We start from the raw sequence: 12286 nt of genomic DNA, 5'->3' as shown, positions 1-12286 counted from the left end.
ACAGCCCGTCCAACATCTTCGTCGCCGACTTCATGGGATCGCCGGCGATGAACCTGCTCAACGCCACCGTCGAAAACGGCGCCGGCGGCCTCGAAGTCTCGCTGGAGCGGCCGAATGCCGCCCCGCTCCGACTGCCGGTCATCTCAGGCAATGACGGCCTGACCGCCTATACCGGCAGACAGGTGATCTTCGGCATCCGGCCGGAAGCGCTGACAGATCCCGATGGCGCCGACCGCAAGGCGCGCTCGCTGACCGAGGGCGATTGCCTGATCGAGGTGGTCGAACCGGCCGGCTCCGACACCTTCGCCGTCACCAAGCTCGGCGGCAAATCCGTCGTCGCCCGCCTGCGCGCCGATACCGGCATCGCGCCAGGACAAAACACCCGCCTGGCCTTCAATCTCGATAAGGCCGTGTTCTTCGATCCCGAAACACAGGCGCGGATCGCGTGAGGGCCAGGTGCTAACATGAGCGGTTCACCTGACATCGTCATCATCGGCTCAGGCGTCGGCGGCGCCACGGTCGCGGCCGGCCTGGCCGTGATCGGTGCGCAGATATTGATCCTCGAAGCCGGTGATCAGATCGCCGACCTTCCGGTCAACCGCGACCAGCGCGCGATCTTCCAGCGGGGACATTTTCGACCGAAGGAAACCTGGTACGAGGCAAGCGGCAAGGGGTTCAATCCCGGCAACTACTACAATGTCGGCGGGAATTCGAAGTTCTACGGCGCCGTGTTGTCACGTTATCGCAAGCAAGATTTCGACGTCATCCAGCACCGGGAGGGCGTGTCGCCGGCATGGCCGTTTCCGTATGAAGCCTTAGAGCCGTGGTACTGCCAGGCCGAACGCATGTATCAGGTCCGCGGCAGCCTTGGCGAAGACCCCACAGAACCGCACCACTCGGCTGCCTACGAGTACCCGCCCGTCCCGGACGAGGCGCCGATTGCCGATATCAGGGCGCGTCTCAAGCGGAAAGGCCTGCATCCGTTTTCCCTACCGCTCGGCCTCGATCTTGACGCCTGGCTCTCCAAAGCACGCACGCCGTGGGATGCGCACCCCAACGCCCGCGACGGCAAGATGGACGCCGAGACCGCAGCCCTTTCAGTGGCGCTGAGCCACGAGAACGTCCGGCTCGAAACCAATGCGCGCGTGACGAGGCTTGACACGGGAGCGGGGAGCCGGATCGACCGGGTGACCTATGTCAAGAACGGGGAGACGCTGACTGTTTCACCTGAGATCGTGATCCTTGCTGCCGGCGCAGTGCAATCGTCCGTTCTTTTGCTGCGCTCGAAAAACGACCGCTTCCCAAAGGGTCTGGCGAATTCTTCCGACCAAGTGGGCCGCAACTTCATGAACCACAATGCCTCCGCGGTCATCGGGGTCTCGCCGCGGTTCAGGAACACCTCCATCTACCAGAAGACTTTTGCCTTCAACGATTTCTATCTCTCCGACGGGGAGGGAGGGCCGCCCCTCGGCAACGTGCAACTCCTCGGTCGCATCTCTGAAAAGGTTCTCAAGGGCTCTCTGCCCCAGGCTCCGGAATGGCTCCTGCGCTTCATCACCGGCCATGCCATCGACTTCTATGCGATGAGCGAGGACGTTCCTAATCCCGAAAGCCGGGTCATGGTGGATGGAGATCGGATTATTCTCCAATGGCAACGAACCAACTGGGACGCTCATCTCGCGCTTGTCGCCAGGCTGAAGGCAATCCTGAAGTCGATCGGGTTTCCGATCGTGCTGGCGAGGCCCTTCGACAAGCGCACGCCCTCGCATCAGTGCGGAACGATCCGCATCGGAAACGATCCCGCGGCTGCGCCGCTCGACGCGTATTGCCGGGCTTATGACCACGACAATCTCTTCGTCGTCGACGCCAGTTTCCTCCCCACATCGGCCGCTGTGAATCCTGCGCTCACTATCGCCGCCCAGGCACTGAGAGTGGCAGATCACATCGCGTCGAAGGACTTGCAGGCACGAGACGCGCTGGCAGACCGAACGGACAAAATAGGAAAGTAAGATGGGTTTCGACTATATCATCACCGGCGCCGGCCCTGCAGGATGCGTGCTTGCAAATCGGCTGAGCGAAGATCCAGATGTCAGCGTACTCCTGATCGAGGCGGGTGGCGGCGACTGGAATCCGCTTTTTCACATGCCCGCGGGCTTCGCCAAGATGACCAAAGGCGTCGCCAGCTGGGGATGGGAAACCGTTCCCCAGAAACACATGAAAGGCCGCGTGCTTCGTTATACGCAGGCGAAAGTCATTGGTGGCGGCTCGTCCATCAACGCACAGCTCTACACGCGTGGAAACGCGGTGGATTATGACCTTTGGGCTCGTGAAGACGGCTGCGAGGGCTGGGACTATCGTTCGATCCTTCCCTATTTCAAACGTGCGGAAGACAATCAGCGCTTCGCCGACGACTATCACTCCTATGGTGGTCCGCTCGGCGTCTCGATGCCTGCTGCGCCGCTGCCGATCTGCGACGCCTATATCCGTGCAGGGCAGGAGCTCGGCATTCCCTACAATCACGACTTCAACGGACGCCAACAGGCGGGTGTGGGATTTTATCAGCTGACGCAGCGGAACCGTCGCCGGTCGTCGGCATCGCTCGCCTATCTCTCGCCGATCAAGGACCGGAAGAACCTGACGGTCAGGACGGGCACGCGCGTCGCGCGTATTATCGTGGAGGGAGCCCGTGCGACAGGCGTCGAGATCGTGACCTCGCACGGCCAGGAGATCGTGCGCGCCGACCGCGAAGTATTGGTTTCCTCCGGCGCCATCGGATCGCCGAAGCTGCTTTTGCAGTCCGGCATAGGACCGGCCGACCATCTCAAGTCGGTGGGCGTCAAGGTGCTCCACGATCTGCCGGGTGTCGGCGGCAACCTCCAGGATCACCTGGATCTTTTCGTCATTGCCGAATGCACGGGCGATCACACCTATGATGGCGTCGCAAAATTCCACCGGACACTTTGGGCCGGGATTCAATACGTGCTGTTCCGCACCGGACCGGTCGCCTCGTCGCTCTTCGAGACCGGCGGCTTCTGGTACGCAGATCCTGAAGCCCGTTCTCCGGATATCCAGTTCCACCTCGGTCTGGGCTCGGGCATCGAAGCGGGTGTCGAACGGCTTAAGAATGCGGGCGTGACGCTCAACTCCGCCTATCTGCATCCGCGGTCGAGGGGGACGGTGCGTCTGTCATCCTCCGACCCGGCTGCGGCTCCACTGATCGACCCCAATTACTGGTCCGATCCTCACGACAGGACGATGTCCCTGGAAGGGCTGAAGCTCGCGCGCGAGATCATGCAGCAGGCGGCGTTGAAGCCCTATGTCATGGCCGAAAGGCTTCCAGGACCGAAGGTCATGACCGATGAGCAGCTTTTTGACTACGGCTGCGCCAACGCGAAGACCGACCATCATCCGGTGGGTACCTGCAAGATGGGGACAGGGCCTGACGCGGTTGTCGGGCTTGATCTCAAGGTTCACGGCTTGCAAGGCCTCAGGGTCTGCGATTCATCCGTCATGCCGCGCGTGCCCTCATGCAATACCAACGCTCCGACGATCATGGTCGGCGAAAAAGGATCGGACCTCATCCGGGGCTTGCCGGCACTTTCCCCCACCATCTTCGCCTACGAACGCAACGATGCGAGGCCTCGGGCCCGCGCCGAAATCCGGTAAGTCCTGTCGAGAGGAGAGACGACAATGTCTGAAGTCAGAGTTGCAGTGCTTGGCGCCTCGGGCTGGATGGGAAAGGTCCATACGATGGCCTATCAGACCTTTCCGCATTTCTTCGGAGTGTCGGACGGAACGGCACGGATTGTGGCTCTCGTCGAAGGCCCCTCGAAGGCAGCCGGCGATCTTGCCCACAGGGCGCCGGGCGCACGGATTCTTCAGGATTGGAATCTGGCGGTCGCTGATCCTGACGTCGATCTGATCGATATCTGCCTGCCCGACCATCTCCACTATGAGGTGGCCAAGGCGGCTTTGCTGGCCGGCAAACATGTCTATTGCGAGAAGCCATTAGCAAACACTGCCGCCGAAGCGCGGGAACTGGCCGACATCGCCAGGGAAAAGGGTGTCATTACTCGAGTCGGACACGCCTTTCCCCGGAATCCCGTGCATGATCTGGCGAAAGACATCATTCAATCCGGCGAAATCGGCGAGATCAAGCTGTTCCGCGGCTGCCAGCACGTCGACATGTATGGCGATCCGAACGCGCCCTTCATGTGGCGCGCCGATGGAAAGCTTGCGCCGACCGGGATCGTCGGTGACACGGGATCGCACATCTTCAGCTTCATGGATTTCCTGGTCGGCCGCGTCAGCTCCCTGATTGCCGACAATCTCATCGTGACGCCGCGCCGGCCCGTCGTTGAGGGCCTTGCCTATGGCGAGCAGGTGAAACTGACAGGCAATGAGACCTGGGCTGATATCACCAATCCCGATGCAACCAATCTGCTGTGCCGGTTCGAGAACGGCGCCGGCGGGATCGTCGATTTCAGCCGTGTCGCGACCGGCCGCAAGTTCATGCAGACCTACGAAATCTATGGAACGAAAGGCAGCATCGCCTATAGCTATGACGAGATAAACCGGCTGCGCTTCTACTCCAACGACGACCGGACTGGACGGCGCGGCTTTCGCGAGATCGACGTGGGTCCTGAGAACCCCACCTTCCGGGCCTTCCTTCCTCTGCCGAATTTCGGCCTGGGCTACAATGAAAGCAAGATCATCGAGGTGGCCGAGGTGATCCGCTCGATCGTTGCAAACAGGCCGATGTGGCCGACATTCGATACAGGTCATCACATCTGCCAGATTGTCGACGCATGCATGGAGTCCTCCCGGCAAAGGCGCTGGGTCGACATCCCGCTGGGTTGAACGCCGATGACCATAGACGTTCCGCAGGAAATTCTTGACGCACTGACCGATGTCGACATGCCGCGGCTCCCAACCGAGCCCGGACCTTCGGACGTGGTCCGGCTCGCCGGCGTCGAGGCGCCGATCTATCGAGCCGGTTGCGTCGTCGTCGGATCCGGCGCGGCAGGTCTGCGTGCGGCGGTGGAAATGAAGCGGCGCGGCGACGACGTCGTCGTTGTCAGCCAAAGCGCGTGGGGTGGAACCTCGGCCTGTTCTGGATCGGACAAGCAGACCCTGCACACGGCAAATACGGCCGATCAGGGCGACAACTACAGGGCAATGGCGCGCGCCATCCGCAGCGGCGGCGCCATGGACGAGGACACGGCCTATGTCGAGGCGGTAGGCTCGTCACGGATGATGGCATCGCTCCAGTTCTTAGGTCTGCCGCTGCCGCAGGATCCGCTTGGCGGGACGCTCAGATATCAGACCGACCATGACGAGGTCGGCCGCGCCACCAGTTGCGGCCCGCGCACCTCGCGCCTGATGGTTAAGGTGTTGGCCGAGGAGGCGATCCGGCTCGGAGTGCCGTTTTACAACCAGACCACCGCGGTAAAGATCCTCACCGAGGGCGCTGGCGCTGACCGCCACGTCGTCGGCATTCTCGCTATGCGCGCTACCGACCGTACGGAGGAGAACCCGCTGGGCATCGCGCTGTTCGTCACCGGCGTGATCGTGCTCGCCGCCGGCGGCCCGGGCGAACTCTATCGCGACAGCGTATATCCCAACGGTTGCTTCGGCTCTCTCGGATTGGCGCTCGAGGCAGGCGTCGAACTCGTCAACCTGACCGAAAGCCAGTTTGGCATCGGAACACGCAGAGAAGGGTTCCCCTGGAACCTGTCCGGCACCTATGTCCAGGCGATCCCGCATATCTACTCGCTCGATTCAGACGGCGCTGAACGCCATTTCCTGGCAGAATACTATCGCAGCACGCAGGAGCTGGCGTCGAACGTCTTCCGCAAGGGCTATCAATGGCCATTTCACGCGACGCGCATGCTCGACTTCGGCTCAAGCCTGGTCGACCTTGCCATCTCCCGCGAAACCGCCGCAGGGCGGCGCGTCTTCATGGACTTCAATCGCAATCCCCTATCCGTGCCGGGCGACCTGCCGTTCAGCCTGGAAAGACTGGATGAAGACGTCCGCGACTATCTCGGCAAGGCCGGCGCCGACCAGGACATGCCGATCGATCGATTGAAGCATATGAACCCGCTCGCGATCGAACTCTATCGCCGCTACAAGATCGACATTGCCGAGGAGCCGCTGGAATTCGCCGTCAACAACCAGCACATGAACGGCGGCATCATGGTCGACACCTGGGGCCGCAGCAGTCTCGGCGGCTGTTACGCGGTCGGAGAGGCAGCGGGCACACACGGCGTGACGAGGCCGGGTGGAGCAGCGCTCAATGCCGGGCAGGTCTTCGGTACCCGCGCGGCAGAGCACATCAGCGCGACCTGCAGGGCAAAGCGGTACTCCACGGGGGACATAACCGGTACAGCAGAGGCAGGTATCGCCGACCTCCTTGCCGTCCTTCGGACCGAGAGCCCGCTCACCGTCAAATCGATCCGTCCGCAAGTGCAGGCACGAATGAGCGACAAGGCCGGCATCCTCTGCAATCAGGAAAGTGTCAGCGGTGCCCTGATTGAAGCACGCAAGCTGAATGCTGAAATTCGCGCTTACGGCGTCGCCTACGGTCGAGCAGCGGAGGCGGTTCGCGGCGTGCAATGGCGGCATATGGCGCTTGCTTCGGAAGCCGTGCTCAGCGCGCTTGATTTCTTCATTCGCAACGGCGGCGGCAGCCGTGGCGCGCGCGCGATATGCCATGCGGAGGGCGAATCTCTTCCGCTGGCGCACTCAGGGCCGTTACAGGACTATCGCTTCCGAAAGGAACGCCAAGCGCACCGGGAACAGCAGATTATCGTTCGGCTCGATGGCAATGAGATCACGCTTTCCACACGTCCGAACCGCAGCTTTGACGAGAGCGCCAGATCCTTTTTCGAGCGGGACTGGCCGGCCTGGTTGACCGGCCGCATCTACGACCGCGGCACGGATGGATAAGGCTCCGCATCGCCCGCGCGGCGTGTGTTGATCAATCGGGATTCGGCACCGGCGGCGGAACACGGATGCGTTCGGTCTCGTCAGAACCTTCGGCGACGGCTTCCTCGCTTTTGCGCACGTTCCGCGGCGGGTCCTTTCCTTCGACCGGCTTCGGCGACAACTGGTCGTCGGCCTGGATTTCGTCGGTGTTCAGGTAGTTCTTGCTTTCGCCCATAGCGGTTACTTCCGGTTGGAGAATTGCGGGGCAGGGATGCGATCCTTCTGATCGGCGCGGCCTGTTTCAGGGTCGGCGTCGGTGACGCCGTCGCCTGCCTGGCGGCTGCTGCCCATGTTGACGGGTGGCTTACGCTGGTCATCGACATTGGCCTCGGGCAATCCGTCGTCCTGAGTGTCCTCATTCAGTGACTTCGGCGGAAGCTTTGCGGAATTGGGGATGGAATTCGTAGGCATTGGACAATCTCCTTTACCAGCTAACTCCGACCGACATTGCAGGTTCCCTGGTTCCTCTGAGATCGACATCGCGGCTTACAGATCTGCTCCAGCTGCGGAAAAGTCGAGCTCGATCATGACGGGCGCGTGGTCGCTCGTATGCGCCCAGCTGCGAGGCTTTCTCCTGACGGTTGCCGATCGAAGCAACGGCGCGACTGCCGGACTGAGCAGGAAGTGGTCGATCCGAAGCCCTGCATCCCGTTCGAAGCTGTTCCGCCAGTATTTCCAGAAGGTGTAGATGTGCTCTCCCGGATGCAGATGTCTGACGGCATCGGTCCAGCCCTGAGCGACGAGATGAGCATAGGCCTTGCGCACTTCCGGCCTGAAGAGGGCGTCGTCCAGCCAACGCTCAGGCTTGTAGACGTCGATCTCCGTCGGCATGACGTTGAAATCGCCGGCCAGGATCGAAGGCACTTCGAGCTCGAGGAGTTCGGCGGCGTAGTCCTGCAGACGGCGGAACCAGCGCAGTTTGTAATCGAACTTTGCTCCTGGAAATGGATTGCCGTTGGGAAGATACAGGCATCCGACCAGGATGCCGTCGACGGCAGCTTCGATATACCGGCTGTGGGTATCGTCAGGATCGCCGGGAAGACCGCGACGCGTCAGTATCGGTGTCTTGCCCTTCGCCAGGATGGCAACCCCGTTCCAGGATCTCTGTCCGTGCCAGATGGCGCCGTAGCCGGCTTGTTCAATCTCCTTCCGCGGAAACCTGGCATCGTCTGTCTTCAGTTCCTGGAGGCAGACCACATCAGGGGCGTCCTCCTTGAGCCAGCGCAGCAAGATTTCCAGCCGTCCGTTGATGCCGTTGACATTGTAGGTTGCGATTTTCATGAGCCCCCCGGAAGCCCCCAAGCGATGCCGGGCAACATCTAAAAGCGCTCCTGAGTTTCCTCTTCAGGGAGTCCCCGTCCGCAATCGGCCCATTTTAGGCGGCTCTCCACACCATAGTGTCCCGCCGGGTTGATTTTCTCCGGGCGGTCGAGCGAGCCGACGGTCACCCGGATCAGTTCGTCGCCATCGTACTGAAGATAGAGTGGTGTTCCGCACTTGCCGCAGAAGCCGCGCGTGGCGATCGGCGACGATCGGTACGATTTGGGCGTACCGGCCGTCCAGGCAAGGTCGTCCATCCTCGCCTGGACCAGGACCGCGAAAGGGCCTCCGGTCGCCTTCTTGCACATGTCACAGTGGCAGTAACCCGAATGCGGCGGATCACCGGCGAATTCGTACCGGCAGGATCCGCAAAGACAGCCGCCAGTCCATCGCGCTGCCATGGCTGGCTCCTCAACGCGTCGCGCCAAAGACGAAGGCGATACCGGCGACGATCGCCGCGGCCGTCAGCGGCTGCCGGCGTATGCGATCCTCGAGATCATGGACGAATGTGCGGGCTTCGGCCTTTGCCAGGCGAGCCGATCCAGACGCCAGTTCCGATGCGGACTCAGCGACGCGGCTTGCTTCTCTCTGAAGAGATCGCATTCCTTGGCGATCGACACCGGAGGCGTCGGAGGAGCGGGCAGTGTCGCCCGTCGAGTTCAGAGCTTGATCGACAAATGGATATTGCTCGTCCAGTCTCGCGGGATCCGGCTCCCGCTTCACACGCTCAGCCGCTTCGACGTCGCTGCGGCCGGCGGGAATAGAAGTGTGAGTGGCAGACACCGGGTCGGACGCAGGAAAAGTATCCTCAATTGCTTTGTCGAGTTCGCCTTTTCGCGCCTGCTTCCGCTGCTCTGCCTGTTCTTTTCGCATGGACTGGACTGCGGGGGATTCGTTCGGGTTTGCCATGGAAGTTTCCTCTGTTGCACCTTGAACAAACAAAGCGGCGAAAAGCGGAGAAGTTCCATAGAATGCTTCCGCGCTTAACAGCGATGCACGAACAGCCCCTCGCCGAGGTGCGCTTGAGGTGCCACCATGCGACATTTTTCCGATGACAAGCATTACAATCGGCGAGCGGCGGACCAAAGTCTTGCCGCACCTACTACCTAGGTCGGTTGCATTCTTTACTCGGAACAGCGAAAAGTCTCATACGTCGTATTGCATGGGAAGCGGCAACGAACGGACGAACGAGGCTATGGCATGAGTATCCGGAAACGCGATTTTCTGAGATTGGGCGGCAGTGCGGCCGTCGCTCTCATCGCTGCTGCATCACCGGTCAGTTTGAATTTCGGCGGTTCCCTTCCTGTTCTGGCGGCGGACTTTGCGCAGGCAAAGGACGGCAACAACGGGAATGGCAACGGTAATGGTGGAGGGAATGGCAACGGCGGCGGTAATGGCAATGGCAACGGGGGAGGGAATGGCAATGGTGGCGGCAGCGGCAATAGTGGTTCCGGGAACGGCAATGGTGGAAATTCCGCCGGTGGTGGATCGTCTTCCTCTAGCACAGGATCGTCAGCAAGATCGGGCGCGAGAGCGACAGCGGCGTCCGATGGCTCCATCGACGTTCGTCATTCGAACGGCATCACTGAAACCCTGCAACGCGGTCGCTACGTTATGAAGGACTCCAAGGGCCGGACGATCATCAGTCGACAAGCAACGGCAAACGATGCCCGTCGGATGAGCCGCTTTCTTCGCTGACGCCTGGTAGGCGGGTGAGAATCCGTCTCAGCGCCGTTCGCGCCACTGTAGAGCCGCTTCGGTCCGGTTTGAGGCGCCGAGCTTGCTCAGGATTTGGGTCATATGGTGTTTCACAGTCTTTTCCTGCAGGTTGAGTCGCAAGCCGATATGCTTGTTTGACAGGCCTTGAGCGACAAGATCCATCACCTCGCGTTCCCGTGGCGTCAGGCTGCTTTTGTCGGAGGTTCCGCCATTCAAGGAATTTTCCATGACCTTCGCCGACATGGTCGCCGAGATATATCGTGAGCCACGCAAAACGGTTTGGATTGCTTCGGCGAGGCCACGTGAACCAACACCTTTGAGAACATAGCCCATCGCGCCCCGTTGCAGAGCTCCCAGTAAGGTGTCCACCTCCTCGGATACCGTCAACATCAGCACTTTCGTTGCGGGGCTCCGCGCAAGGACGTCACTGATCGCAGAAAGCCCGCCGCCGGGCATCGAGACATCGAGGAGCATAATGTCGGGGCGGTTGTCCGAAGCGATCATCGCCGCATCATCGCTGCTGGCCCCCTCGCCAACGACGATAAAGCCGCTGATTTCGGATAGGCTGCGCGTTACACCCTCGCGAAAAAGCGGATGATCATCCACGACGCCGATGGTGATTGATGTCATTCCTACTCTCCCACTTCCATTGGCTCAAAGATCATGGTCACGGTTGTTCCTCCTTCGCCTGTCTTGATATCGAAAGATCCTCCCAGGCTGTCGATGCGCTCGCGCAAACCCACGAGGCCGAGGCTCGTTGGCCTCACCTCGGTCGGATCGAAGCCGTCGCCGTGATCGCTGACCTCGACACGGACATGACCCTTGTGCGAGACGGCTCTGACAGCCTGCTGAACGCCGCCGCCGTGGCGATAGGCGTTGTTCAAGGCTTCCTGAACGAAGCGATAGATACAGATCTTCACGGCGGGGGGAAGTTCCGGTCCGTCCTCGTCGATAACAGTTTCGACAGGTGTTTCGGTCTTATGTTGATGCGCTTCGACGACCCGCGTGACGATCTCGGTGATCGAGGATTTTTCGATGTGTGGAAGCACCAGTCCGCTGCAGATATTGCGGATCTCCGTCATCGCTTCGGCAAGGCTCGAGCGTATCCAGGCAAGTTCCTTCTCACGCGTTTCGGGCTGGGTGGACGCATTGATCAACAGGTCGCTGTCCAGGCGCAATGAGGCATAGGCTATGTGCTGGGCCGGACCGTCATGCAGATCGGCACCGATGCTGCGCAAGTATGTTTCGTTCAGCGCTGCCGCACGCTGGGAGGCGCGCTGCAGGCGCCGCTGAAGTCCGCGGTTTTCCGCCAGCAGCGCAGACAGTTCGGTGACCCGTTCTTTGAGATCCTTGCGCTGCGCCTCGATCGTGCGGCTACCCCGGAACACCAGAACGGAGAGAACAAGGAAAAAGGTCGCCGTGAGGGCGGCGACGGCGCCCCAGCTCCGGAGCCTGGCATGCGCCAGACTATCGCCCAGGCCTTCGGCTGTCTCGTAGAACTCAAGAACGGCGACCGCCTGTCCGGACCACGGCTGAAGCACCGGGTTATAGATCTCCATCAGCGGCTTGCCGAGCGCGCGCTCTGTGTCGCTTTCCGGATCGCTGGCGATTTCATAACGCGCGACGAGAGACCCTGCGAATGCCCTCTGCAGCTTGTCGCTGACCGCAAACTTCCTGCCCACCAGCTCCTTCTCGTTCGAATAGAGGATGGTGCCGTCGCTTCGCCACAGCTTGAACGAAACGAGGCGCCTGCCGAGTGCACCCTGACCGAGTGTTTCGTCCAGAGCCTGAGCACTCGCTTCATCAAGCAACGACTCGGTTTGCATATCGGGAAGGAGCGGCGCGATCACGCTGTCCACATAAAGCGCTGTCGCCGCGCCCGAATTGTGGATGACGGTCTCCTCTATGAGGTGGCTCACGAAAAAGCCCACCACGAACATGGCGGCAATCGAAATGAGGCCACCCGCGATGAAGAACTGGGAGGCGAGTGAGCGGGCATTCCAGCGGCGAAGCCAATTCATTTTGATACCGATAATAGACTTGCCGATGAACCTACCGCGTCTTCAGAGTTTTCCAAACAGCGTCAGGGCAAATTCCTCGTGTCGAACACCTCGGCGCCTCTTATGCTCTGGGTCAACCCGACGGTATCGCCGGACATGGCTGCGCCGAAAACGTAGAGAAGGGCAGCCAGAACGACAACAAGTGCGAAGACGGACGCGTTGCAAGCGTCATTCACTCGGGATCTATGACTCTGGGG

13 protein-coding genes are annotated in these 12286 nt (G+C 60.9%); 6 read left to right on the top strand and 7 right to left on the bottom strand.

Annotation, left to right across the window (positions count from 1 at the left end):
* The 5 genes from HFO71_RS18735 to HFO71_RS18715 form a co-directional block, all read left to right on the top strand.
* Positions 1–449: TOBE domain-containing protein (locus tag HFO71_RS18735; RefSeq protein ID WP_206989071.1), on the top strand; the 449-nt coding region annotated here is incomplete at its 5' end.
* Between the two features lie 15 nt (positions 450–464).
* Positions 465–2009 (top strand): GMC oxidoreductase, encoded by a 1545-nt coding sequence (locus HFO71_RS18730; protein WP_168258264.1) that lies wholly within the window; start codon positions 465–467, stop codon positions 2007–2009.
* 1 nt (position 2010) lies between these two features.
* Positions 2011–3666, top strand: coding sequence for a GMC family oxidoreductase (locus HFO71_RS18725; protein WP_168258265.1), 1656 nt, complete (start codon positions 2011–2013; stop codon positions 3664–3666).
* A gap of 24 nt (positions 3667–3690) precedes the next feature.
* Positions 3691–4860 (top strand): Gfo/Idh/MocA family protein, encoded by a 1170-nt coding sequence (locus HFO71_RS18720; RefSeq protein WP_168258266.1) that lies wholly within the window; start codon positions 3691–3693, stop codon positions 4858–4860.
* 6 nt (positions 4861–4866) lie between these two features.
* Entirely contained in the window at positions 4867–6951 is a 2085-nt protein-coding gene (locus tag HFO71_RS18715) for an FAD-dependent oxidoreductase (RefSeq protein ID WP_168258267.1), read from the top strand.
* A gap of 31 nt (positions 6952–6982) precedes the next feature.
* Here HFO71_RS18715 and HFO71_RS18710 read toward each other — a convergent pair whose 3' ends face one another.
* From HFO71_RS18710 to HFO71_RS18690, 5 genes are all read right to left on the bottom strand, one after another.
* Entirely contained in the window at positions 6983–7165 is a 183-nt protein-coding gene (locus tag HFO71_RS18710; RefSeq protein WP_131640303.1) for a hypothetical protein, read from the bottom strand.
* A 5-nt stretch (positions 7166–7170) separates the two neighbouring features.
* Positions 7171–7401 carry a hypothetical protein gene (locus HFO71_RS18705; RefSeq protein ID WP_168258268.1) on the bottom strand — a complete coding sequence of 77 codons (231 nt, stop codon included), beginning with the start codon at positions 7399–7401 and terminating at the stop codon, positions 7171–7173.
* 75 nt (positions 7402–7476) lie between these two features.
* Positions 7477–8271: an exodeoxyribonuclease III gene (gene xth / locus HFO71_RS18700; RefSeq protein WP_132615167.1), complete on the bottom strand. Its 795-nt coding sequence runs from the start codon at positions 8269–8271 to the stop codon at positions 7477–7479.
* Positions 8272–8309: 38 nt separating this feature from the next.
* Positions 8310–8711: a GFA family protein gene (locus HFO71_RS18695; RefSeq protein WP_132615169.1), complete on the bottom strand. Its 402-nt coding sequence runs from the start codon at positions 8709–8711 to the stop codon at positions 8310–8312.
* 10 nt (positions 8712–8721) lie between these two features.
* Positions 8722–9219: a hypothetical protein gene (locus HFO71_RS18690; protein WP_025394173.1), complete on the bottom strand. Its 498-nt coding sequence runs from the start codon at positions 9217–9219 to the stop codon at positions 8722–8724.
* Between the two features lie 291 nt (positions 9220–9510).
* Between HFO71_RS18690 and HFO71_RS18685 the strand changes: the two genes are divergently transcribed.
* Positions 9511–10008 carry a hypothetical protein gene (locus tag HFO71_RS18685; protein ID WP_131719702.1) on the top strand — a complete coding sequence of 166 codons (498 nt, stop codon included), beginning with the start codon at positions 9511–9513 and terminating at the stop codon, positions 10006–10008.
* A gap of 27 nt (positions 10009–10035) precedes the next feature.
* On the opposite strand, the gene HFO71_RS18680 is transcribed toward HFO71_RS18685, so the two are convergent.
* Complete coding sequence (locus tag HFO71_RS18680; protein WP_094086217.1) at positions 10036–10659, bottom strand: response regulator; 624 nt, start codon at positions 10657–10659, stop codon at positions 10036–10038.
* Between the two features lie 2 nt (positions 10660–10661).
* Positions 10662–12050, bottom strand: coding sequence for a sensor histidine kinase (locus HFO71_RS18675; RefSeq protein WP_132615171.1), 1389 nt, complete (start codon positions 12048–12050; stop codon positions 10662–10664).
* Positions 12051–12286: the final 236 nt, after the last annotated feature.

The organism is Rhizobium laguerreae (genome assembly GCF_019778565.1).
GTDB lineage: Bacteria > Pseudomonadota > Alphaproteobacteria > Rhizobiales > Rhizobiaceae > Rhizobium > Rhizobium laguerreae.
Note: the sequence above shows the minus strand (reverse complement) of the source record. Positions and strands in the feature narration are given on the sequence as shown.

What these genes read in the sequence shown, in the direction of transcription:
- HFO71_RS18730 (WP_168258264.1), top strand. Translation starts at nt 465, where the DNA reads ATGAGCGGTTCACCTGACATCGTCATCATCGGCTCAGGCGTCGGCGGC.
- HFO71_RS18725 (WP_168258265.1), top strand. Translation starts at nt 2,011, where the DNA reads ATGGGTTTCGACTATATCATCACCGGCGCCGGCCCTGCAGGATGCGTG.
- HFO71_RS18720 (WP_168258266.1), top strand. Translation starts at nt 3,691, where the DNA reads ATGTCTGAAGTCAGAGTTGCAGTGCTTGGCGCCTCGGGCTGGATGGGA.
- HFO71_RS18715 (WP_168258267.1), top strand. Translation starts at nt 4,867, where the DNA reads ATGACCATAGACGTTCCGCAGGAAATTCTTGACGCACTGACCGATGTC.
- HFO71_RS18710 (WP_131640303.1), bottom strand. Translation starts at nt 7,165, where the DNA reads ATGGGCGAAAGCAAGAACTACCTGAACACCGACGAAATCCAGGCCGAC.
- HFO71_RS18705 (WP_168258268.1), bottom strand. Translation starts at nt 7,401, where the DNA reads ATGCCTACGAATTCCATCCCCAATTCCGCAAAGCTTCCGCCGAAGTCA.
- xth (WP_132615167.1), bottom strand. Translation starts at nt 8,271, where the DNA reads ATGAAAATCGCAACCTACAATGTCAACGGCATCAACGGACGGCTGGAA.
- HFO71_RS18695 (WP_132615169.1), bottom strand. Translation starts at nt 8,711, where the DNA reads ATGGCAGCGCGATGGACTGGCGGCTGTCTTTGCGGATCCTGCCGGTAC.
- HFO71_RS18690 (WP_025394173.1), bottom strand. Translation starts at nt 9,219, where the DNA reads ATGGCAAACCCGAACGAATCCCCCGCAGTCCAGTCCATGCGAAAAGAA.
- HFO71_RS18685 (WP_131719702.1), top strand. Translation starts at nt 9,511, where the DNA reads ATGAGTATCCGGAAACGCGATTTTCTGAGATTGGGCGGCAGTGCGGCC.
- HFO71_RS18680 (WP_094086217.1), bottom strand. Translation starts at nt 10,659, where the DNA reads ATGACATCAATCACCATCGGCGTCGTGGATGATCATCCGCTTTTTCGC.
- HFO71_RS18675 (WP_132615171.1), bottom strand. Translation starts at nt 12,050, where the DNA reads ATGAATTGGCTTCGCCGCTGGAATGCCCGCTCACTCGCCTCCCAGTTC.